Source organism: Parasegetibacter sp. NRK P23 (assembly GCF_023721715.1).
GTDB lineage: Bacteria > Bacteroidota > Bacteroidia > Chitinophagales > Chitinophagaceae > Parasegetibacter.
This window is the reverse complement of the sequence record NZ_JAMDLG010000001.1, coordinates 78,388-101,266: the sequence shown is the minus strand read 5'-3', so window position 1 is coordinate 101,266 and position 22,879 is coordinate 78,388. Positions and strand designations below refer to the sequence as shown.

Annotated in this window: 23 protein-coding genes; 10 read left to right on the top strand and 13 right to left on the bottom strand. The window is 49.0% G+C overall.

Features of this window, described 5'->3' with window-relative positions:
* Positions 1-26: 26 nt before the first annotated feature.
* From M4J38_RS00370 to M4J38_RS00340, 7 genes are all read right to left on the bottom strand, one after another.
* Positions 27-587, bottom strand: a complete 561-nt coding sequence (locus tag M4J38_RS00370) for an AraC family transcriptional regulator (protein ID WP_251757542.1) — start codon at positions 585-587, stop codon at positions 27-29.
* Positions 584-1,414 carry a hypothetical protein gene (locus M4J38_RS00365; RefSeq protein WP_251757541.1) on the bottom strand — a complete coding sequence of 277 codons (831 nt, stop codon included), beginning with the start codon at positions 1,412-1,414 and terminating at the stop codon, positions 584-586. Before M4J38_RS00365 ends, M4J38_RS00370 begins: the two co-directional genes overlap by 4 nt.
* Positions 1,415-1,468: 54 nt before the next feature.
* Positions 1,469-2,008: a heavy-metal-associated domain-containing protein gene (locus M4J38_RS00360; protein ID WP_251757540.1), complete on the bottom strand. Its 540-nt coding sequence runs from the start codon at positions 2,006-2,008 to the stop codon at positions 1,469-1,471.
* Positions 2,009-2,062: 54 nt separating this feature from the next.
* Positions 2,063-2,557 carry a heavy-metal-associated domain-containing protein gene (locus tag M4J38_RS00355; protein ID WP_251757539.1) on the bottom strand — a complete coding sequence of 165 codons (495 nt, stop codon included), beginning with the start codon at positions 2,555-2,557 and terminating at the stop codon, positions 2,063-2,065.
* A 102-nt stretch (positions 2,558-2,659) separates the two neighbouring features.
* On the bottom strand, positions 2,660-3,055 hold the full coding sequence (locus M4J38_RS00350) for a hypothetical protein (protein WP_251757538.1): 396 nt from the start codon (positions 3,053-3,055) through the stop codon (positions 2,660-2,662).
* Between the two features lie 56 nt (positions 3,056-3,111).
* Positions 3,112-5,133, bottom strand: a complete 2,022-nt coding sequence (locus M4J38_RS00345; protein ID WP_251757537.1) for a putative porin — start codon at positions 5,131-5,133, stop codon at positions 3,112-3,114.
* Positions 5,134-5,199: 66 nt separating this feature from the next.
* Complete coding sequence (locus M4J38_RS00340; RefSeq protein WP_251757536.1) at positions 5,200-6,012, bottom strand: purine-nucleoside phosphorylase; 813 nt, start codon at positions 6,010-6,012, stop codon at positions 5,200-5,202.
* 106 nt (positions 6,013-6,118) lie between these two features.
* Between M4J38_RS00340 and M4J38_RS00335 the strand changes: the two genes are divergently transcribed.
* From M4J38_RS00335 to M4J38_RS00305, 7 genes are all read left to right on the top strand, one after another.
* Positions 6,119-8,047 (top strand): gliding motility-associated C-terminal domain-containing protein, encoded by a 1,929-nt coding sequence (locus M4J38_RS00335; RefSeq protein ID WP_251757535.1) that lies wholly within the window; start codon positions 6,119-6,121, stop codon positions 8,045-8,047.
* Between the two features lie 48 nt (positions 8,048-8,095).
* On the top strand, positions 8,096-9,307 hold the full coding sequence (gene sucC / locus M4J38_RS00330; protein ID WP_251757534.1) for an ADP-forming succinate--CoA ligase subunit beta: 1,212 nt from the start codon (positions 8,096-8,098) through the stop codon (positions 9,305-9,307).
* A gap of 244 nt (positions 9,308-9,551) precedes the next feature.
* A complete protein-coding gene (locus tag M4J38_RS00325) occupies positions 9,552-10,226 on the top strand; it encodes a response regulator transcription factor (protein ID WP_251757533.1) in 675 nt (224 codons plus the stop codon).
* Between the two features lie 4 nt (positions 10,227-10,230).
* Complete coding sequence (locus M4J38_RS00320) at positions 10,231-11,601, top strand: HAMP domain-containing sensor histidine kinase (protein WP_251757532.1); 1,371 nt, start codon at positions 10,231-10,233, stop codon at positions 11,599-11,601.
* 104 nt (positions 11,602-11,705) lie between these two features.
* The gene (locus M4J38_RS00315; protein ID WP_251757531.1) at positions 11,706-12,200 is read left to right on the top strand and encodes a universal stress protein; all 495 of its coding nucleotides are present in this window, start codon (positions 11,706-11,708) and stop codon (positions 12,198-12,200) included.
* A gap of 35 nt (positions 12,201-12,235) precedes the next feature.
* Positions 12,236-13,168, top strand: coding sequence for a bestrophin family protein (locus tag M4J38_RS00310; protein WP_251757530.1), 933 nt, complete (start codon positions 12,236-12,238; stop codon positions 13,166-13,168).
* 87 nt (positions 13,169-13,255) lie between these two features.
* Positions 13,256-14,050: a DUF2452 domain-containing protein gene (locus M4J38_RS00305; protein ID WP_251757529.1), complete on the top strand. Its 795-nt coding sequence runs from the start codon at positions 13,256-13,258 to the stop codon at positions 14,048-14,050.
* Positions 14,051-14,053: 3 nt separating this feature from the next.
* On the opposite strand, the gene M4J38_RS00300 is transcribed toward M4J38_RS00305, so the two are convergent.
* Positions 14,054-14,308, bottom strand: a complete 255-nt coding sequence (locus M4J38_RS00300) for a hypothetical protein (protein ID WP_251757528.1) — start codon at positions 14,306-14,308, stop codon at positions 14,054-14,056.
* Positions 14,309-14,565: 257 nt separating this feature from the next.
* Between M4J38_RS00300 and M4J38_RS00295 the strand changes: the two genes are divergently transcribed.
* Genes M4J38_RS00295 through dnaG form a run of 3 tightly spaced genes read left to right on the top strand, consistent with a single transcriptional unit; the run spans position 14,566 to position 18,813 of the window.
* Positions 14,566-16,371: a PAS domain S-box protein gene (locus M4J38_RS00295; protein ID WP_251757527.1), complete on the top strand. Its 1,806-nt coding sequence runs from the start codon at positions 14,566-14,568 to the stop codon at positions 16,369-16,371.
* A gap of 31 nt (positions 16,372-16,402) precedes the next feature.
* Entirely contained in the window at positions 16,403-16,849 is a 447-nt protein-coding gene (locus tag M4J38_RS00290; protein ID WP_251757526.1) for a copper resistance protein NlpE, read from the top strand.
* A 20-nt stretch (positions 16,850-16,869) separates the two neighbouring features.
* Positions 16,870-18,813 (top strand): DNA primase, encoded by a 1,944-nt coding sequence (gene dnaG, locus M4J38_RS00285; RefSeq protein ID WP_251757525.1) that lies wholly within the window; start codon positions 16,870-16,872, stop codon positions 18,811-18,813.
* Here the strand turns inward: dnaG and M4J38_RS00280 are convergent.
* The 5 genes from M4J38_RS00280 to prmA form a co-directional block, all read right to left on the bottom strand.
* Complete coding sequence (locus M4J38_RS00280) at positions 18,790-19,362, bottom strand: DinB family protein (protein ID WP_251757524.1); 573 nt, start codon at positions 19,360-19,362, stop codon at positions 18,790-18,792. The two genes, dnaG and M4J38_RS00280, sit on opposite strands and share 24 nt — an antisense overlap.
* A gap of 69 nt (positions 19,363-19,431) precedes the next feature.
* Complete coding sequence (locus M4J38_RS00275) at positions 19,432-20,097, bottom strand: YdeI/OmpD-associated family protein (RefSeq protein WP_251757523.1); 666 nt, start codon at positions 20,095-20,097, stop codon at positions 19,432-19,434.
* 94 nt (positions 20,098-20,191) lie between these two features.
* A complete protein-coding gene (locus tag M4J38_RS00270; protein WP_251757522.1) occupies positions 20,192-20,995 on the bottom strand; it encodes a M48 family metallopeptidase in 804 nt (267 codons plus the stop codon).
* Positions 20,996-21,082: 87 nt separating this feature from the next.
* Positions 21,083-21,739 (bottom strand): glycerol-3-phosphate 1-O-acyltransferase PlsY, encoded by a 657-nt coding sequence (gene plsY / locus M4J38_RS00265; RefSeq protein WP_251757521.1) that lies wholly within the window; start codon positions 21,737-21,739, stop codon positions 21,083-21,085.
* Between the two features lie 47 nt (positions 21,740-21,786).
* Positions 21,787-22,599, bottom strand: coding sequence for a 50S ribosomal protein L11 methyltransferase (gene prmA / locus M4J38_RS00260; RefSeq protein WP_251757520.1), 813 nt, complete (start codon positions 22,597-22,599; stop codon positions 21,787-21,789).
* Positions 22,600-22,879: the final 280 nt, after the last annotated feature.

The window sequence follows — 22,879 nt, the reverse complement described above, 5'->3', positions numbered from 1 at the left end:
ATCTCTTCCGGATTTTGCAAATTCTTTTACAACTGGTCGATGGATTTCCGGTTGGGATGGCGCATACTACGGAAAGCGCCCGGTGTGATGCCCGTTATTTTTTTGAATTGCCGGCTCAGGTGCGCTACGCTGCTGTACCCCAATTCCCAGGCTATTTCGGAGGTGGTCTTTTCGCCATACACCAGCAGTTCCTTCACCTTCTCCACTTTTTGGAGAATGAAATATTGTTCGATGCTGATGCCTTCCACGGAAGAAAAGAATTTACTGAGGCCGGAGTAGTCTTTGTGAAAATGCCGGGCGAGTATGGAAGAGAGATTTTCTTTTTCCAATTGTTCGGGCGTATTCACCAACTGGATCAGTAATGCTTTGATCTGCTCAATCAGCAGGGCGTTCTTATCGCCGATCAGTTCAAAGCCAAGAGATTCAAGCATATCTTTTATGTTGCTCATCTCAGCCGGACCGGGGGCGCGGTCAAATTCCACTACCCCCAGTTCTACTGAAACGGGCCGCAGCCCTAGCTTTTCAAGCTCCTGCTTCACCACCATTTTACAGCGGTTACATACCATATTTTTGATGTGCAAGATCATAAAGCGGTGTTTTTCTTTTTCTTTAAAGCATTCAGGAAAGTATGCTCCATACTTAACATCCAGCTCTGGTTGGCCATCCTGTTCATGTTACCATTCAGTTGAAAGCGGTGCCCGGCATTCAATTTCGTGGTAGAATTAAAAATGAATTGTATGGCCGGGGCGAAATCCACGAAGAACCTGCGCTTATCCAGGGTTTGCTGCCCGAGCAGTTCCGCGTAGAGGTTAAAGTTAGTCTGCTTGTAACTTTTGTAGGTCCGGGGAAACAAGAGGTATCCGGCCGACAAACTATAATTCGCTGCCTGCAAAGGATATTGCTGCGGATAGATTTTGTTGCTTTCCTGCAACACCTGCAGGTAACCGATGGTGGAAGACACCGCCAGCTTGTGCCAGAGTTGCGTGAAGATCACACCGGTTTGTACACCGCTCTGATCCCCTTCCAGACTCAGCTCATCGTAATGCAGTTCGTTCCTGCTTTTGCTTCCTTCAACAAATGCAGCCATCCGGAAATGTTTATGGACCGCATCGGAAGAAAAGAACCTGTACTTGGCGTAAAGCCTGGCCGACTCCCAACGCATATTGGTGGAATACATATCGGAGAAACCCGTGCTGGCGTGCACCATCAGGTTTTTATTGAACCCCAGTTGCAGTTCCGCATTGTGCCTTGTTTCTTTCCTGTTGGTGTGCTTCGATTCCACGAGTTTTCCGCCATACTTAACGGCAAGGGAGCGGGCCGGCATGTTGGAAGCCGGTTCTGAAAAAACATATAATTCCTGAGCCTTCCCCTGCATGGTCGCCAGCAGGCAGAAAGCGATGAGTATTCGTTTCATAGTAAGTTTCGGGAACCGGTGGCGCCGACCGCTACAGCGGCACCACCGGGTGCATTAAAGTGTTACGTGATAAATCCGTTGTTTCGCTTCGCCGTTCTTGCAGCAGCTTTCCATGACACCTGTTTCGTAACAGGCCATGGCAGTGCTTTTGCTGAACTTCTTGTATTCTTTTGCGGTCACAAAATTCTTGTCTACCACGTTCACCCATTGTGCGCCTTTCAGTTCCTGTTTGGGTACATCAAGGAAATGAAGGTTAAGCTTACCCAATTGGATATGCGCGTCTTTTTCTATCTGAACGGGTTGAAAACTGGCTTTAATTTTCAGACCGGCAACGGAGAATCCCGCATCTTCAACGGCGTTCTTAATGGCATCGAAACTCACCTCCGCATCTTTTTTAAACTTCATGGCGAAGGCGGAAGCGTTCAGGTCGGTTTCAACGGATTCAACAAATGGCAATGCTTCCAACGCCTTGTTAACCGCGTTGGAGCACATGGCGCAGGTGAGTCCGCTCGCCTGCACGGAGCCTTCCTGTACCTGGGCCTTTACGGCCATACATACTATGGAAAGCATAAATATGGAAAGTAGTTTTTTCATATATTATATTTTAACCCCGATGGGGCTGTTATTGTAATAAATACCGGGATTGAACTAGTTGGCGGAAGTACCTTTTTTGCAGCATGATCCGGCTGTTGCGCAGCATGCCTCAGCGCCTTTCTCCCCTTTGTCGCATTTGCCGGAACATTTTCCTTCTTTGCAGCAGGTAGCATCTTTGCAACATTCATTTGTTTCGCAGCATTTTTCCTTACTTACTTCGCCGGCTTTTCTTTCATACTTGCAGCAGCCGTGCAGTTTATCGTAAGCTTTGTTGTCGCCGGTTACTTTTTCAGTATCGTAACCTGTGGCAGCGATTTTCTGCTGTACCTTTTCCGGTGTTGTTTTCCCGGGCTGGTAAGTGAGTTCCAGCATTTTTGTTTCCACGTTCCAGGTGGCCGCGGAAACGCCTTCAGTTTTGGCTGCTTTTTCAATGGTTTGTTTGCACATGCCGCAGTTTCCCCATACTTTAAAAGTTGTGGTGGCTGATTCCTGGGCGAAAGAAGAGAAGGAAATGGCGATAACTGCCAATGTTATAAATAAACGTTTCATGATTGTTCGTTGATGACGTGTGGAATAATTGATAATGATCACCCATGTACAAATGGGTATAACCGGTTTCAGCGATGCTGCCGGGGAACGAAACAATCCTGTCTATAGCCTGAAAACGTTATTGCGGAGGTAGATGGGTTTATCCTGTTGCTGTTCAGGTGGACCGTTGCAAAACAATGTATTGCCTTGCGGTTCCGTGAATGGTCTTTCGGAAGAGAGGTGGAAAAAGAAGGAGATTTCTGCTTCAAGGGGAGAGAAATCAAAAGTCTGGAAAGGAGTATTTTTCTGGTCCTGTTCCAGCTTCACCACTTTCAGTTCGGTTTTGCAGCAATCGCTTTCTTCTTCTCCTGAACCACATACGCAGGTCTTGGAAGCATAAGCCATGGGTTTGAACTCAACGCCGGCCAGTTTGCCCATGCAGTAATGCAGACTGAACACCAGTCCGCTGCTGATGGCGAGGTAGAAAATGGCTGATATGGCTACAATGAGTTTTTTCACCGGTACAAAGGTATCAATCTTTCTGAAAGCCCCTGTTTTTTTTTGTTAAACCCCTTTTAATTTACGAATCCCCAGAATATGCCCACGCGGATGAGTAATCCTGGTGCAACATAAGTAGGCACGGGCGTATTGTTATTGGTGAACCCAAACGTGGGGTTTAAGGTGGCTGCGTTCAGGTTTTCCATTCTTACAAATGCGTTGAAGGTCCTGATTCTGAAATGGAAGAATGCCGCGATATCGGGAAGATTGTTCACCGTGGTGGTGTCCTGGTAATAAAACTGGCCCAGCATGGGTGAATAGCCATCGGTTTTGAAAGGCGTATGGTACCTGAGTTCGAGTCCGGTACTGAGGTTCATGAATTTAAAGAACAGTCCTTCGAAAGCGAAGCGCTGTCTTGTGAATACCAATGGCATATTGAGGGGTGCATCTCCGGCCTTTTGCTGAACGGTAATATGGTTGTACCAGTTCCAATGTTTGCCTACTTTAAACTTTTTATCCGCGGTGATCTTCAGCACATTGAATACCTGCGAATGCTGGGCTGGCGTATAGGGGTTAGAAAAGTACATATAGTTGCCAACCAGGTACAGGTTACCCCCAAGTTCCAATTGCAAGGCGGGCACTTCTATTTTACCGTAGGCATGGGAGATGTTTTCTTTGTTGAATCCACCTGATCCTGTAAAGTTGAAACTGCTTCTGGGATCAAAAATGAAAGAGGGCGAGCGATTCACGTTCTGGAAACCGAGTTCCAGGTTACCGATTTTCTTACCAAGGAATCTTTTCAACCTGGCATGGGCCTGGTAATCGCCCGCGTTGAAGCCTGTTGCATAGAGTTGCCCATTGGCTTCCAGGTCCCATTTCTGGTTCTTTGTTTTGTTCCGGTATTCTCCGAGGAGAATTATGTTATAGAAACCAAGTTTTACGGAGCGGAGCTGCGCGTTCACGTTCTGCAACATGGCCCCCACTCGTAAAAACTGCTGCTGGTTTTTGGAGTCCGGGAACTGGATCAGTGAGATTTCGTTCCGGATATCCCTGAACTGATCGCCGATGCTGATGGTATCGGGAACGGAGGCCAGTTGGTACATATCCTGGTAGAAGAGGCGGGCGGAATCGAAACTGGCTTCAAAGTCGCGGTACTGGTATTTGGACGTATTCAGGTGAAAAGTATGCTGCACCCTGAATTTGGGATAATACAATTTGATGGTGGTGGAATCGTTGATCTGTAAGGAATCTTTCTTCCCCCAATCGTACATCTGGCGCAAATACACACCGGTGTTGTTGTAGATATTACCGGTATTTACGGTACTGCTGAACAAACTTGCGGTACCCACCTCTTCCCCACCGAGCCGCACCGGAACAGTAAACCTGTTGGAGTAAAGCGGGTTATTGAGGTAATCAATCGTTTTGCTGACGCCACCGTTTTCCCCGGCCTTCAACTGGTTGCTCAGGATGACGAAATAATTGGAGTAACGTTTGTCTTTCGACTGATACAAGCTGTTGAACCGGTAGTTGTTGTGACTGGTATTCTGGTACTGGAAGAAGCCTGGTGCGCTGAACATCCGGTATTGCAACGCGAAGTTCCAGTTGGGCATGATGTTCTGCGTGTGAAGAATAGAAATGGACTGCTCCGTTTTGCTGCCGATCACATAGCCCAGTTCCGTGAAGGGGCGCGTGGTATTGTAGAACTTCGTTTCTTCCACGGTGAATTTGTATACATCGAAGGCGTGCATACCCGCATCGAACCCTGGTTTCAGGAAAGGGTTAAAGGTGAGGGAACGGGTAGCGCTGCCCAGGTTTCCGAGGAAAAGATGGTTGGCGGGAATGGGGTATCTTTTGGTGAAATCGTTCACCGAAGTATCCATGAAATACAACCTGGTGGAATCGAGGTACCTGAAGGTAATGGTGATGGAGTCTTCCCTGTAGGTTCTTTTCAGCAGGGAATCCCCTCCTCCTCCGGCGCTCATGTTGCCCAGTCCCCCGAGCCGGCTGCTCACGCCACTAAGCGGGTTTCTTTGCCCGAATCCGTCGGAGCAGATCAGTAAGAAGAGTAAGATCAGGAAACCGGCTATTTTCTGTACCATGCGCTATGAAAGAAAGCAAATGTAATAACTAGATTGGGATGCGGCGTTAGCGTTGCGTTAAACCGGTCATCCCCGGGCAATCAGTCCGCGGAACAGCGCGGTGAGTTTGGGTTCGGCTGCTTTGGCCGCTGCCAGCACTTCCTCATGGGTGATCACATTGTCTTCCTCCCGGATACCAAGGTCGGTGATCACGCTGATCGCGAACACCTTCAGTCCCATGTGCACTGCTGTAATCACTTCCTGCACGGTACTCATGCCTACGGCATGGCCACCTACCAGTTGAATCAGCCTGTATTCGGCCCTGGTCTCGAAAGTTGGGCCGGTAACCCCGGTGTACACGCCTTCGTGCAGGCGGATGTTCAGTTCCGCCCCGATTGCTTTCGCTTTCGCGATCAGTTCCTTGTTGTAAGGTTCGCTCATATCCGGGAAACGGGGGCCCATTTCAGGATCATTGGGTCCCACGAGCGGATTCGGGGTAAAGAAACTGATATGGTCGTTGATGATCATGAGGTCACCCACTTCAAAATCGGGATGAACGCCACCTGCTGCATTGGAAATAAAAAGTGTTTGAATGCCCATCATTTTTAATACACGGATGGGGAACACCACTTCTTCCACACTGTACCCTTCATAAAAATGAAACCTTCCGGCCATTACCACAATGGGTTTACCGTCCAGTTTACCGAGGATCATTCTTCCTTTGTGCCCTTCCACGGTGGATACCGGAAAGTTGGGAATATCGCCATAAGGGATTTCCACTTCGATCTCCATATTCGCGGTAAAATTGCCCAATCCGCTTCCGAGCACGATGCCGGCAACGGGTGTAACTGAAGATTGGGTCCTGATGTATGCTATTGCGTCCTGTAACCTGGCTTTCATTCCGGTATTTTCCATGATTGCTGTAAATGGGGGCAAAGATACGTTTTCAGGATTATCAGGAAGATATTAAGGAAAGGCGTATTTTCAATGCCGCCATGTTATGCTCATGAGAAGATATTTTTGCTTTGCCCTGCTGTGCCTGCTCCTGTTGATTTCCGCCCATACACGGGCACAACTTTGCAACGGGAGCCTGGGCGATCCCGTGGTATTCATTGATTTTGGAAAAGGAACACCCGCGCCGCTTGCGGCAGGCGTAACCACGTATACTTATCAGTCATACCAACAGGCTTCCTGTCCGAACGATGGACTTTACACCATTACTTCAACGTTATTCAACTGTTTTGGCAACTCCTGGCACAACCTGAACGAAGACCACACGCCCGGTGATGTGAATGGCAACATGATGGTGGTGAACGCTTCGGTAACCCCCGATGATTTTTTCGTGTATCCCGTTTCAGGTTTATGTGGCGGCACCACGTATGAATTCTCGGCCTGGGTAGCCACGCTTCTGCTTGCTTCCAGTTGTGGCGGGAACGGCACCGACCCCAATATCACGTTCAGGATCGAAACCAATACCGGCCAGGTACTGGGCAACTACAGTACCGGTTCCATTCCCGAAACACCAGTGGTGCAATGGAAACAATATGGCTTCTACTTCACCACCCCGGCAGGCGTTACCGACCTCGTGGTTAGAATGACCAATAACGCGCCCGGCGGCTGCGGAAACGATGTTGCCCTCGACGATATCAGCTTCCGCCCCTGCGGACCGCAGATCAGTACTTCCGTAACGGGAGCGGCTTCGGCTGTCATTGATCTTTGTGCTGAAGCGCCACGCCCGCTGGAACTCAATGGGAACTCCGGCGGTTTCACTGACCCCGTATGGCAATGGCAGGAAAGTACCGATTCCGGGAAAACATGGACCGACATAGCAGGTCAGGAAAATGTAACCACTACAGTGCAGCCTACTTTACCCGGATTGTACCTGTACCGGATAAGCGCAGCCGAAAGGCCGAATGCGGGATTAAGTAAATGCAGGGTAGCTTCAGCCCCCATCACCATAAATATTCATCCCACCCCTGTTCCATCCATCCAGGTAAGCACGCCATTGTGCAACGGAAAACCATGGCAACTGCAGGCATCAGGAGGAAGCACATGGGCCTGGACCGGCCCGGGCGGCTTCAGTTCATCGGAACAAAACCCATTGTTTACCGGCGCATTCAGTCAATCCGGTACTTATACTTTAAAAGCAATATCAGATAAAGGTTGTGAAGCCACCACCTCCACCACCGTGCAGATAAGGCCGGGCCCAGCGCCTTTCGCCGGGAACGACCAAACCATTTGCGCGGGAAGTTCCGCCACACTCACGGGAACGGGCAACGGCACCTTTGTATGGGCCAGTTCCGCAGGCGATCAGCTTCCTGCATCTCCGGTTTTTTCTGTTTCCCCGCGCGACTCCACCCAATATTATCTTACCGTTACCAATTCATTCGGATGCGTGGATTCGGATACCGTGGCCATACACGTGAACCAATCTCCTACCGCCGATGCTGGTCCCGACCTCACCATACTGGAAGGGGATACAGCGCGAATCCGCGCCAAAGTTTCAGGAGCAGGCATCATCGTACGGTGGGTGCCCGCAACATTTATTGTAGATGATGCACAGGTGGAAGCAGCTGTATTCCCGCCACGGAACCTGACTTACAAACTGGACGTAAATTCTGTTTCCGGGTGTGGCGCAGCTTCCGATGAAGTATTCATCCGTGTGTTGAATAAACCCATTGTACCCAATAGTTTTTCACCGAATGGTGACGGGGTAAATGACCGTTGGGTGATTGAACAACTGCAAAATTATACGGGTGCAAACATTGAAGTATTCAACCGTTACGGGCAAAAGGTATTCTCCTCCCGGCAATACAGTACACCCTGGGATGGCCGGATGAATGGCAATCCTTTGCCTGCGGGTACTTATTATTACGTCATCACCCTGCGTCCGGGAATGCCTGTGCTGAGTGGCTGGCTGCTGCTGGTGAGATAAAAGCAACCGCTTTACATTTTTCCCTATTTTCGCATAAATTTTTTGGAAATGAACCTACACGAATATCAAGCCAAGGAGCTCCTGAAGAAGTACAATGTTCCTGTTCAGGAAGGAATACCGGTGGATACACCCGAAAAAGCAGAAGAAGCCTACAAACAATTGAAAGTTCAGTTTGGAAACAACTTTGCCGTGGTAAAAGCACAGATCCATGCGGGTGGTCGTGGTAAGGGAAAAATCCGTGGTACGGAACAACGTGGCGTGGCAGTTGCCAAAAGCGCGCAGGATGTGAAAGACATTGCCGGTAACCTGCTTGGTGGCACGCTGGTGACCATCCAAACCGGAGAAGCCGGTAAAGTGGTGAACAAAATACTGGTTGCGCAGGATGTTTATTATCCCGGTGCAAACCCTGTTAAAGAATTCTACCTCTCTATTCTCATGGACCGCGGCAACGGGCAGAACGTGATCATGTACAGCACCGAAGGCGGTATGGACATTGAAGAAGTGGCCCACAATACGCCCGATAAAATATTCAAGGAATGGGTACACCCCGGTGGTGGACTCCTGCCCTTCCAGGCAAGAAAGATCGCCTTCAACCTCGGTCTTTCGGGTGAGGCCTTCAAAAACTGTGTAAAATTCGTGACCAACCTATACAACGCTTATGTTGGACTGGATTGCGCCATGCTCGAAATCAACCCGCTCTTCAAAACATCCGATGAAAAAATCATCGCGGTGGATTGTAAGATGGGACTGGACGATAACGCGCTGATGCGCCATTCCGACCTGGAAGCGCTCCGTGATATTTCCGAAGAAGATCCTACGGAAGTGGAAGCAGGTAAATTTAACCTGAACTTCGTTAAACTGGATGGTAACGTAGGCTGTATGGTGAACGGCGCCGGACTGGCCATGGCCACCATGGATATGATCAAACTGAGCGGCGGTGAACCCGCGAACTTCCTCGACGTAGGCGGTACCGCAAACGCCACCACCGTTGAGGCCGGTTTCCGCATCATCCTGAAAGATCCTAAAGTAAAAGCTATCCTCATCAACATATTCGGTGGTATCGTTCGTTGCGACCGTGTTGCACAAGGTGTGATCGACGCGTACAAATCCATCGGGAACATTGAAGTGCCCATCATCGTTCGTTTACAGGGCACGAACGCCGAGGAAGCAAAGAAACTGATTGAAGAAAGCGGACTGAAAGTACAGAGCGCCATTTTGCTGAGCGAAGCGGCCGCACTGGTGAACAAGGCAGTAGCTTAGAAAGCATATTTTTGAACGTTTAATTTTGGATTTTGGATTGTAGTTGCTGCAATTCAAAATCCAAAGTTGTTTATAAGGGTGGTAGCTTCTTGAAAACTGTTCCGCCATTGATACTATTTTTTTAGGGTGGTTTAAAGCATGGGCCGGTCATTCGCCTGAATAATCAACCGCGTCTTTGTTTTGCAAACCATAAACGCTTTCCGCATCATTCAAAATTCATCATTCAACATTCAACATCAGATGTATGAAAGTTCTACTGGTAGAAGATGAACCAAACGTAGCCAGCCTGATCAACCGCGGACTTACCGAAGCAGGATACGGCATCACCGTGGCGCCCGACGGCAAAATGGGGCTGACACTCGCTTCCCAGTACGAATTTGATGTGATTATCCTGGACATTATGCTGCCCGGCATCAGTGGCATGGAAGTATGCAAAAGACTGCGCGAAGACCAGGTGCATACACCCATCCTGTTCCTCACCGCGTTGGGTACCACCGAAAATATCGTGGCCGGCCTGGATGCCGGTGGCGACGACTATCTCGTAAAACCCTTCAAATTCGCCGAACTGGAGGCCAGGATCAAATCCCTTACAAGACGCAAACACCTTGCGGTGCAGGAATCCAATGTATTGCAGGTAGCCGACCTTACACTGGATATGGGCGCTAAATCCGTTACCCGGAACGGCAATTTCATCGCCCTCACCTCAACGGAGTTCAGACTACTCGAATACTTTATGCGCAACAGGAACCGCGTACTATCCCGCATCGAAATACTCGAACACGTCTGGAGCATTGATTTTAATATGGGTACCAATGTTGTGGATGTTTATGTAAATTACCTCCGTAAAAAGATAGACAAGGAAAGCGATCATAAACTCATTCATACCGTCATCGGAATGGGTTATATGATGAAAGCATGATATCATGCAGATACAAACGAAAACTGCCATACTGTTCACCCTGCTTACCGCCACTGTTGTATTCATACTCAGCATGGCCATTTATTATTTCTCCAACAAATACGCTTACAACGATTTTTATAAAAGACTGGAATTGCGCGCCCGTATTTCCGCCAAATTCCGTTTTGAACAGGACCAGGTATCCACGGAAGCGTTCCGTACCATTCAAAAGCAATACCTGGAAACACTGCCCGAAGAAAAAGCCTTTATCGTAAAAGTTAACAGGGAAACGGGCCAGCCGCAACCGGCTAAAGACAACCCGCTTCCCATGTCGTACATGCGGAACATCATCAAAGCAAAGGGGGGAACGGTTTACCACCAGTTGAAACTCCGCCATTTCGCCGGGATATTCTACCGGGATGAAACGGGCGACTACCTGGTGATCAAATCCGCGACCAACAACTACGTGAACGAGAGCCTGGAGCACCTGCGCGATATCCTGATCGTAACTTTCATTTCTTCCGTCATCTTTATTTTCACCGTAGGTCTCTTCTTTTCAAGACGCACGTTTCAACCTGTCCGCGACATTACGGCGCGCTTCAAAGAAATCAGCGTGGGCAACCTTCACCTTCGTTTACCCGAGACCGGTAATACCGACGAAATCGCGGAACTCACCCAAACCTTCAACCAAATGCTGGACCGGTTGCAAACGGCCTTCGAAACACAAAATAATTTCATCAGCAACGCGTCCCACGAATTCCGTACACCCCTTACCACCATTATCGGAGAAGCTGATTACGCCCTTTCAAAAGACCGGAACGCGGAAGCCTACCGACAGAGCCTTACCACCATCGTTTCCGAAGCGGAGAAACTGCAACAACTGACCCGCGGCCTGCTCGCGCTCGCACAATCCGGGTTCGACGGGAAAAAACAACATTGGGAAACCATCCGTGTGGACCAATTGCTGTTCGATGTGAAAGAACATGTGGACGCGATAGATCCGGCCAATAAGGTACACATCTACATGGGTCAACTCCCCACGGATGAAAACGAAATCACCACGCAGGGCAGTTACAGTCTACTCAGGATCGCCATTGGCAATATCGTCATGAACGCCTGTAAATATTCCGGCAACCGCAAGGTGTCCGTTAAAATGGAAGTGGAAGACGGCTTCATCCATGTGACCGTGGCCGATAGCGGCATCGGCATCCCTTCCGCGGAACTCAAGCATATTTACGACCCTTTCTTCCGCGCCTCTAATACCGGCAACTACGAAGGCTATGGCATCGGACTGCCCCTCGCCAACAACATCATCCGCATCCACAAAGGGAAACTTCATGTGCAGTCGCAGGAAAAAATAGGCACCACCGTCCGTATTTCCCTCCCCTGTATTTAAACATTTCTAATCTCATTCTAATCTCATTATAATCCATCTCTAACCATTCATTTAAGCCATTCTAATGTTGCAACATCAGATTTGTGGTAATAAAAAAATGGCAAATGAGACATATTTTAGTACCTACCGACTTCACGACCGCTTCCCTCAAAATGGTGGAACAAGCCATTAAAACGCTGGATGGGCAGAAGTTAGACATTATACTTTTCCATGCCTTCGAACTGCCTTTTTTCGTTTCCGACCTGGTTGGATCCGCGAAAAGACAGCCCTATCACGACCTGGTAACGGATGAGTTCAGGAACGCCTGCAAACAATTGAAGGACCAATATCCCCGCAGCATCCACCGCATTCAGTTCCGTTTTATGCAGGGCGATACCGTATCCCTTTTCCGCAATTTCCTGGATGCCAACGAGATCGATATGATCGTTTGTCCGGACTATTACCAATACCGGAAAGTGCACGAACGCAGCATCAATCCAACCACATTCTTCAAAAAAGCCGGTATCCCTGTACTTACAGCGCTGGAACCGAGGAAAAAAGAAGTGACCTATACCATTCAGAAAGCCATTGAGCCGGCGCTGTCGTTTGTAAAGAACTGAGCCATGCCGGGGCAAAGAAGTAAAACCGAGGAAATATGCTATTGAAGAAAAACATACCGTTCAGATACACTTTCGGAAAAATAAGGTACGAACTGCTGGTGATACTCCTGTATGCCTCGCTGATCGCGATCGTATATGATACTTACCATTTCACAAGAATCTCCATTCCCATCGCCGTACCCACCATCCTGGGCACGGTGATCTCCCTCCTGCTGGGTTTCCGGAGCAACCAGGCCTACGACAGGTGGTGGGAGGCCCGGCACATCTGGGGCGCCATCGTGAACGATTCCAGGACCCTGGCCCGTCAGATTATGAATTATACACGCGCCCAATATGAGGCCGATGAAGTGGCGCGATTCCGTGAGCGCGTGGTGCGCAGGCAGATTGCCTGGAACTACAGTCTGGGTCAACACCTGCGCGACCAGCCTTCGGCCAGGGGATTGGAAAAGCACCTCACCAAAAGAGACATCGAATTCATCCGGGAAGTTGACAATGTGCCCACCGCCCTCCTGGAACTTCAGGGGCGCGACCTCGCCCTCGCCCTGGAAGAAGGCTGGATCAACCGTTACCAGCAGGTGGAAATAGACCAGACGCTTTCACGGCTCTGCGATGCCATGGGCAAATGCGAACGCATCAAGAATACCGTGTTCCCCAGTACTTACAGCCTGTACATTCATCTCGCGCTGATGCTGTTCATCTGCCTGCTGCCTTTCGGGGTGATCGAATATTTCGGCTTGTTTGAAGTGCCGCTGGTAGTAGCCATATCCGCCTGCTTTCTGCTCATAGAGAAAATGGCCATCCACCTCCAGGATCCATTTGAAAACAAACCCACGGACACCCCGGTTACCACCATCGCAAGGAGTATTGAAAAGAACCTGCTGCAACTCTGTCAATTTGAAAAAGCAGAAGATCCGCATGAGCCTGAAATGCCTGTTGTTGAAGAGAAAGAGCACTATTTTGTAATGTGATTATACAAAAAGGAAGGATGCTTTATTAAATGCTGTTTTCCATGAAATAAGCAGCGGCCAATCCCGAATCCTTCCTAGTTTTGCGCCATGATCCAGGCATATAACTTCCTCGCAAGCTGGCAATTGTTCCCCGAAAAAGGTGTTTATGAAAAAGGCGAACGCCCGAAATCAGGGACCTACCGCATCAGCAATGGACAAGAAACGGACACCCCTAGCATCGTGGTGAACATGAGCTGGGTAACATTGGAAAACCAATCGTTCGCTTCAACCTATACTGTTCCCGCGGATGGAACACGTTATCCCACGGCAGACAATGCCATGGCGGATGAAATTTCAGCGCGCTTCCCTGATGGTATTACCTTCGAAACGATCTTTTATAAAAACGAAAATCCCGTTGTTGAAATACGGCACGAAATTATGCCGAACGGTTACCTGCGCGTCACCCGCAAACACCTGGGAGTGGAAGTCTTCACCAATGTGGAGTATTACCATAAACAAATGAATGTACTGCCTTATTCAGCATCCGTTTCCGGAGCGGTGATCAGGCCCACGGAAGAAGGGATGATCCGCCACAAGGCGTTAACCGCCATGGAGGAACAGACCAATATGCAGCTGGAACAAATCAGGAAGCAGATCGAATTGCTGGCCTTGCAGGCACAGGAAATACAGAAAAGAAAGGAATTGTCGATGATGATTTACGGGGCGAAACTGAGTTTTCAACCCGTTATCGGGCAGGTGTATTACCTGTATGAAAAGAAGGACGGGAGTTACACCATTTCCATGATCAGTCCTAAGGAATGGGGCGGTGGAGCCGGCCCATTCCTTAGGCCAATAGCTCCTGTGAAGCTATTGGCCGATCATACATGGATGGAAGTTTCTTAAGGTTTAATTGGCGGTTTCGGTAAAATAAAAGCCTTCTTCGCTTAATACGAAGCCGGGAGGAACAAATGAAAAGAACGCTTCATTGATCAGCTCCCTGATCTCTTTTTGGTGGTGCGCTTGCTGCGGTGGTAATGCACAGGCCCTTTGCCAGGAATGCACTTTATACAGTGCGATTTTACTGGTTTCCTGTACCCAGGATTCCGCGATCATAAAACGATCGGCGATGTAATCCTGCTGGTTGAGTAGCAGTTGGTTCATAGTTAACCGGATTTTAGTTTTCAAAAGGTATGTAGGATACAAAAAAATAAAACGCAAGGCGCTTTTCAAAATTGTGTCCTGCCCAATATAATCCTCAAAACACCGTTATTTTCAGGCATTTCGTTAATGGCTGGTTATCATGCAAGCCTTTGCGTAAAAGGCACATGTTAATGGCAGGTTAAGGCCACCAATTCAGGCGCCTCACCTTACGATTTTCCCTAATTTTTGTATTGTAAAACAAAGCCGGGTTCGTTACTATGTTGACACTTGTTACCACTGTTGATGGCTTTTCGAGGGATTTGCTGGACCAGGTAAACGATGCGGTAATAGCATTGGACAACGACTTCCGCATCGTTTACAGCAATGCCGCGGCCGCGAAATTGTATGAGCTTATTTCAAAAAACGGACTTGGAAAAAGACTTTCCGAGCTCCATGTTTTCGAGTACCCTGAAGGATCCAGAGATACAGTGATGCAGTCCCTTTTGGAACAAAAGTCATGGAAAGGTGAGATGAGCTTCATCAATAGCGCCGGAGAACAGATTCACCTGCTGAGTAGTGTGAACGAATATTACAAGGATGGAAAAAAGATTGGTTATATAGGCATCAGCAAAGACATTACCGCGCTGAAGATTTCCTCGCACCAACTTGAGCAGACTTTGGCGCACAATCAGCAGATGCTGGACGGCATCAGTGAAGGCATCGTTTTGTACAACAGGGATGGTGCCGTGGTAAGCTGTAACCGGAATGCGGAATACATCCTGGAGATGGACCAGTCCACACTGGGGCAATGGTTCCTTCCCCCTATAGAATGGCATGTGCACAGGAAAGACATGAGTATGGTGCTGTTAACGGAACACCCCATTTACAAAGCTTTTCTGGCAGGCACCGCTCTCCGCAACCAGGTGATCGGTATTGAAATAAACGAGCGCATCAAATGGCTTTCGCTCAACATTAGTCCCGTACTGGATCCGGGCAACAGCAACCCAGTTGCCGCGGCCATCAGCTTCCGTGATATATCCCGCCAGGTGGAACTGGAAAACAAATTCAACCAGGGAGAAACCATGTTCAAATCGTTCATGAACAATACTCCTTCCCTTAACTGGATCACCTCAGCAGAGGGTAATATGATCTTCTTCAACAGGAAAAGTCTGCGGGAATTCAGGTTTGATACGAATGTGATCGGGAAGAACATTTATGAGCTTTTCCCCAAAGAAGCCGCGGAAGATTTCCAACGCAACAACAAAGAAGTACTCAAACAAAACCGGACCATTATAGCCGTTGAAAAAGTCCCCACCCCGCAGGGTAAAACACGGAGCTTCCTTGTAATGAAATTCCCCCTGCGCATGAACGACAATACCATTGCCATTGGTGGTACGGGTATGGACATCACGGAACAACTTGAGATGGAAGAGGCGCTGCGCAACCAACAGCTTTCCTTCCAGAAAGATATTGTACGCGCCACCATAGAAGGCCAGGAAAAAGAAAGGGCTGAAATTGGCCGTCAGTTGCATGAAAGTGTGGGCCAGGTGCTTTCCACCACCAAACTTTATATTGATCTGCAGTTGCAGGAAGGTAAAATAAACGAAGCCCTGCTGGTGAAAAGCACCAAATACCTCAGCGACGCCATCGAGGAAATCAGGTTCCTTTCCGGAGCGCTGACCCCACAGGTATTGCGCGACATCGGCCTTACCGCTTCCATCCGTGAACTCACCGATCCATTGATCAATACAGGGAAACTAATGGTAGAACTTGATATTGATGAAGAAGCCGATTCAGCTATCGATATCGATTCAAAACTCACCGTCCTCCGCATCATCCAGGAGCAATTGAACAACATCGCCAGGCACTCCCAGGCCGCCTCCTGCCGTATTTCATTGCGACAAAAAGGTAGCCGGTTAACGCTTTCCATTGCCGACGATGGTATTGGTTTTATACCCGAACTGGAAATGAGCAGCGGGCTCACCAATATCAAATACAGGGTAGACTCCTATCACGGCGATTTCAACCTGGACGCGGCCCCGGGAAAAGGATGCACGCTCAGGGTTAGTCTGCCCATTTCCTGAAAATGCTCTACCTTTCAGGAAACCTTTTTATATGAACAAGTTCCTTATAATGGTATGCTTCGCAGGCATCCTTTCGTCCTGTAGCGAAAGCCAGCAGCAAGCCGCCAAACGTGCCGCGGAAGAAACCAAAGAAACAGCCAGCACACTCGTGAACACCGTAGCGAGCGGCGGCGTAACAGGGATATATGAAGGACTCCTCCCCTGCGCCGATTGCGCCGGAATTGAAACACGCATTTACCTTTTTGCCGACAGTAGTTTCGTGGAGAACAGCCTCTACCTCGGAAAACCCAATGCCACCACTTTTACCGCCAGCGGAAAATGGCGCCAGGAAAGCGGCACCATCACCCTTTCCCAAACAGGTTCCGCCCAAAAATACAAACTCGGTATCAGCAAACTCACCATGCTCGATACGGAAGGAAAGGAAATCCAAAGCAGTCTGAAAGACCGCTATATTCTGGCCAAAACCGGCGACTTTTAGCCTATATTTGCCGGCTCACCATGATTACCCAGGAAACCATACAGCAGATCATTTCCCGCATCGATGTGATAGATGTTGTAGGAAGTTTCGTGAAGTTGAAGAAACGCGGCACCAACTATATGGGGCTGTGCCCGTTCCACAACGAAAAATCGCCCTCTTTCACGGTATCTCCCGTAAAGGAGATTTACAAATGTTTTGGTTGCGGGAAAAGCGGCAACGCCATCGGCTTCCTGATGGAACACGAGAAATACTCGTATGTGGAAGCGCTGCGCTGGCTCGCCAACCGCTACAACATTGAGGTGGAAGAAACAGCGGTGAGCCCGGAAAGATTGCTGCAGCAACAAGCCGCGGAAAGTCTTTACATCCTGAACACCTTCGCCCAGAAATTTTTCTCCGATTTTTTATGGAACGAAGAAGAAGGCCAGGATATAGGATTGAGCTACCTCAAAGAACGGGGCTTCAATGAAGAGATCATCCGGAAATTCCAACTGGGCTATTCCCCGGAATCCAGGACGCATTTCTCGCAACACGCCCTTAAAAACCAATACAACCCCGAACTTTTACAGAAGTCGGGACTGGTGGTATTCCGCAACGATGAAGCCATCGACAACTACCGGGGCAGGATCATCTTCCCCATCCACAACCAGACCGGGAAAGTAATCGGCTTCGGTGCCCGTATCATCAAAAAGAACGACAAAGCGCCGAAGTACATCAACACACCAGAGAACGATATCTACGTAAAAAGCAGGATACTCTACGGTTCTTACTTCGCACGACAGGCAATTGATAAAGCCAACGAATGCCTGCTCGTGGAAGGTTATACCGATGTGATCTCCCTGCACCAGGCCGGCATCGAGAACGTGGTGGCCAGTGGAGGTACTTCTCTTACCGTGGACCAACTCCGGCTCATCAGGAAATACACCCCAAACCTTACCATTGTATACGATGGCGACGGGGCCGGGGTAAAAGCAGCGTTGCGCGGACTGGACCTCGCCCTGGAAGAAGGATTGAACGTAAAACTGGTACTCATTCCTGACAAAGAGGACCCGGATAGTTACGTCAATAAGGTAGGCGCCACCGCTTTCCGCGAATTCGTGGCCACCAACAAAAAGGATTTTATTCTTTTCCAGCTCGAAGTGGCCCTGAAAGACGCGGGTGCCGACGCGGCAAAGAAATCGCAGGTGGTGAGCCAGATCGCGGAAACCATTTCCAGGATCAACAAAACAGAAGATTTTACCAAACAGCAGGATTATATCCGGCAGTCTTCGGAAATCCTGAAGATCGATGAATCAGGGCTGCACAACCTGGTGAATAAATTCATCCGGGAACGCATCGGCAAAGAAGAAAAAGCACAGTTCCAGCAGGATCAGGGCCCCGCTTACACGGAAATGCCGCCTGATGAAGTATTCGCGGATGAACAAACCGACAGCTTCCAGCTCCTCTACAAAGATGAACAGCAGGAAAGAGCCGTGGTGCGTGCCCTGCTGGAATTCGGATTAAAAGAATGGGACGAGACATTAAAAGTGGCCGATTATTTCTTCTCCGAAAACGTGGAAGATGATTTGTTCGACAACAAACAACTGCTGAATGTTCTCCACCTTTATAAACAATGGTACGATGCGGGGAAGGAACCGGTTCCGAAAGACTTTATCTACGCCGAGGACCGCGACATCAGTACGCTGGTGGTGGGTTTGATGGACTTCCCTTATGAACTCAGCGATAAGTGGAAAGAACAATTCGATATGCCCGTGCAGGAACGCGAGGCGCGTTACCGGGAAGAAGTGGAAGGCACACTCAACTACCTCAAACTAAGGAAGATCAAGCGCCTGATAGATATGAACCAACAGGATATGGCCCGCCCGCATTCACTGGAAGAGCAGCTTACGCTCATGCAAACGCACCAGCACCTCAAACAACTGGAGATCGAACTCACCCGCCGTTCAGGCACCGTCATCGTTAAATAGGGCCGCCACTTTATTCGCCTGCAAAAGATGCCTTTCATGGTGGGCCACCATCATCCGCAGGTTATCTCCTAAACGGAGTTGCAACATGCCCGTCATGGCGAACGGCACTTTCAACTGCTGGATGTTCACTCTTCTGGCGCGCTCCACCACGTCTTCCAGTTCATCCAACTGGTTGTAATAGGTATTGAAGATTTCTTCCATTTCCCAATCTGATGGTTGGGGTTGCAGAAAACCGGGTGTTCTCATCCGGCTGATCTGCCCGTTTTCACCGGGCAGCGTTTTTTGGTATAGCCAGTTGCCCAGCCAGCCCGGTTTGAAAAGATCGGATTGGTCCAATGGCGCGTTTTCCATCTTTTTGGCGATGGTGCGCAGGTAAATGCCGTGGCTGATGTTGAGGTGGTCGAATATCTCAATGATGCTCCATTGCTGGTCGCCAGGCTTTTTTTTCAACAGCGTGGGATGCATGGAGGAAAAAGCGGATGCTGATTTACGGATAAGGTCGATCCTGTCGGAAAGTTCATTCAACAGCGCGTTTTTGCTGAAAACCATAAGCACTGTGGTTTGGGGTTCCCTGCAATATCCGTAATTACCGCCAACGTAAATGGGTATTTTAGCCGATCACTTTTCGGAAGGATTCTTCTTACCTTCCACCAGCATTTCGAGTGTGGCCGATACGCGCCGAAGGCGTGTTTCGGGCCTTTTTGCCGTATTAATCCAGGTAACGAATTCCTTTTTATTGGTGAAGGAAAGCGTTTCAAAGAACCGCTCCGCTTTGGCATTCTTTTTCATTTCCTCCAGCAGATCCTCGGGAATGGAAACGGCGCGTTTTTTTACGTCTACACCTTCGGCGGCAACCGCCACGCCATTGTTGGCGGAAGCGCGTGTCATTACCGGAATCATTTCTTCCTTTTTGAAACGGATAGCACTCCATACATTGTCGATGGCCACCTGCCGTACGGCTTCGTACCCGTTTTCTTTCAGGGTATCCCAGCTGCAATCCCGGTTAAGATCGCACACGATTTTGGAAGAAGACTTCGGGTAGCTGATCCACAGTTTGGATTCGCTGTGCAAAGCGGGAAGCACTTCCTTCAGAATGGTGTTCAACTGGTTACCGTTCAATGCGAAAACAAGCGCGAAATCAATCTTCTTGTTTTTCAGCAATGGGGTAACGTTTTTCGAGAAAGTCATCTTTACGAATAACTTCTCGATGGCGGAAGGAAGCCCCTGAATCAGTACGTTCTTTTCTTCCTTGTATTGTAGCTTTTCGAAAAGGGTCTGCGACATGCCAGACAAGATTTGAGTGATAAGATGCTGCAAATTTAAGAAAAAAAGAGGGCCTGCCGTAGTATTGGCAGGCCCTTCAGGAGAAATATCGTTTTTATTTTACGGGTTTGTAGAACTTCAGCGCTTCATCCATTTGCTTCTCCAGCTCCTGGATCCGGCGTTCAGGATCAGGGTGGGTGCTCAGGAATTCGGGCTGACCACCACTTCCACCCGCGGCCATTCTTTGCCATAAACCTATGGCTTCCCGTGGATTATAACCAGCCATGGCTGCGAACCGAAGTCCCAGTTTGTCGGCTTCCAACTCCTGTTTCCTGCTATGCGGAAGGGTGCCGAAAACGTTGCTACCTACCCCATATGCCGTCATAAAAAGATTTTGCGTAACAGCAGGTTTGCTGGCCATGGCCACTGAAAGCGCGGCGCCCCCCACCTGCTGCAAGAGTCCCTGGCTCATGCGTTCGGAACCGTGTTTGGCTAGTGCGTGCGCCACTTCGTGCCCCACTACCACAGCCAATGCGGCTTCGTTTTGTGTGATGGGCAGCAACCCGGTGTACACTACTATTTTTCCACCAGGCATACACCAGGCATTCGCTTCATTAGAATTTACGAGATTGTATTCCCATTTATACCCGCTCAATTCTTCGCCTAAACCCTGCTGCGTATAGTAAGAAGTAACGGCGTTGGCTATACGCTGCCCCACACGACGCACCATTTCAGCGTCTTTGCTGGCTGAGGGCGCTACAACTTTGTTCTGGGAAAGAAATGTGGTGTATTCCTGTTGCGCCATGGTCTGCAATTCGGCTTCCGGTACCAGTGAAAGCTGGTTGCGGCCGGTAATTGGGTTTTTGGCGCAGGATGCCAGGAAAGAAATGGCTACCAGGGGAAGTATAATACGTTTCATACTTTTTGTTTCTTCGTTAATAATGCTGATCGTTCCAATAATATCCTACCAGATTCAATTTTCGTACCAAGCCCCTGAACTGCCGTATTAAAGTTCGCCCCGTCTTCTGTCCCTGCGTTTGTCCCTGTATTTCAGAATGGGCACTTTGCTTTCATTTCCACGTAAAATGCGTCCGATGTTCTTCTGGTGCGTAAGTATCACGAGTAATGCCACTACTACGGCGAAGATTCGGTAAGCGTGGTTGTCTACATTAAAAATGATCAGGATAAATACGGGAAACGCCAGACTGGCGAGAATAGAGCTGAGGGAAACAAAGCGGGTGAGGTAAAGCACGAAGAGGAATACGCCCACACAACCGAGTGCCGTCCAGGGCGAAACGCCCAATACCAGTCCAAAGAGCGTCGCCACCCCCTTTCCCCCTCTGAACTGCGCCCAGATCGGGAAGATATGACCCAATACGGCGCACATTCCCAAAGCGATCTGGAAGTTCGTGCGTGCAAATTCATCAATGGCGTAATCAGGTAACAGGAAGGCCAGTTTCACGGCCAGGAATCCCTTGAGCATATCTATAACCATGACGAGGGTGCCCCATTTTGATCCAAGTACACGGTAGGTGTTGGTGGCGCCTGCGTTGCCGCTGCCATAATCGCGGATATCGATACCGAAAAATGACCGGCTCACCCATACCGAGGTGGGAACAGAGCCTATCAGATAAGCTGCGATGACGAGTAAAATTTGATACATGCCTGCTACTACTAATTTAAAGGAACTCTAAGTTAAGAAATTCCGGCTCAATTCTTTACAGAAAAGAGCAAAGAAATCCACTTATCCTTACTTTTTTCCGCTTGTAAGTTGAACCGGGTTTCGGGGAACACAGCGAGCATATCCGTCCTGTCTTCCTGCAACAAACCGCTCAACAACACATAATCATTGGCTGCGGCCTGAATAGCGGCCAGGTTTCCGAGGATGATGTGCTTGTTGATATTGGCCAGTACAATGGAGAACGTTTCGCTGGCCGGAATATTATCCGACTGGATAAGTTCGGTGCGGGAGCAGGCGTTCCGTTCAAGGTTTTCGGCGGCGTTCTCAATGCTCCACGAATCATTGTCGATCGCCAGGATTCGTGCGGCCCCCTCTTTTTCGGCGAGAATGGCGAGAATACCGGTGCCGGTGCCGTAATCCACTACGGAAGCGCCATTCAGCGGAAGGTTTTCCATATGGGCGATCATCATGGACGTAGTGGCGTGGTGCCCGGTTCCGAAACTCATCTTCGGGGTAATCAGCAGTTCGTGTTTCACATGTTGCAACGGCGCGTGAAAATGGGCGCGGATGCCACAGTAGTCGCCTACCACCACAGGATCGAAATTGGATTCCCATACCGCATTCCAGTTGGTAGGTTCAATGGTTTCCGTGGTAAAGGGCGTGTTCTTCTCTTCCAGCAGGCTTTTTACCGCTTCCGCCGCCAGGTCGGCTTCGGGGATGAAGGCGATCAGTTCCGAAGGATGTTCTTCAAATCCTTCAAATTTCAATTCCGAAAGCTCCGCGATAAGGATTTGCTGTAGTGTTTCTTCAGCAGTCCTTATGGTGTATTTGATATAGTTCATTTCTATTTATTAAAACTTGTTTGGCGCCGGCATCCGTTATTTTCTGTTCAATTGCTGGTGAAAAAACATTTTCAGTATTTTTTAATGAAAACCTACTGCAACTCAAACAGGGCAAGGGTTTCAGGGGAAACCGGGGTTGAAGTACCGGTGCCACCGACGTTGTTTTCCCTGGGGTGCTACCGTGTTTTGCGCTGGAAAATACCGTTTTAAAACATGAATAGTTGCTCCCAAATAAGATCAAAAAAAGAGGCCGCATCGTTACGGATGCAGCCTCTTGTAT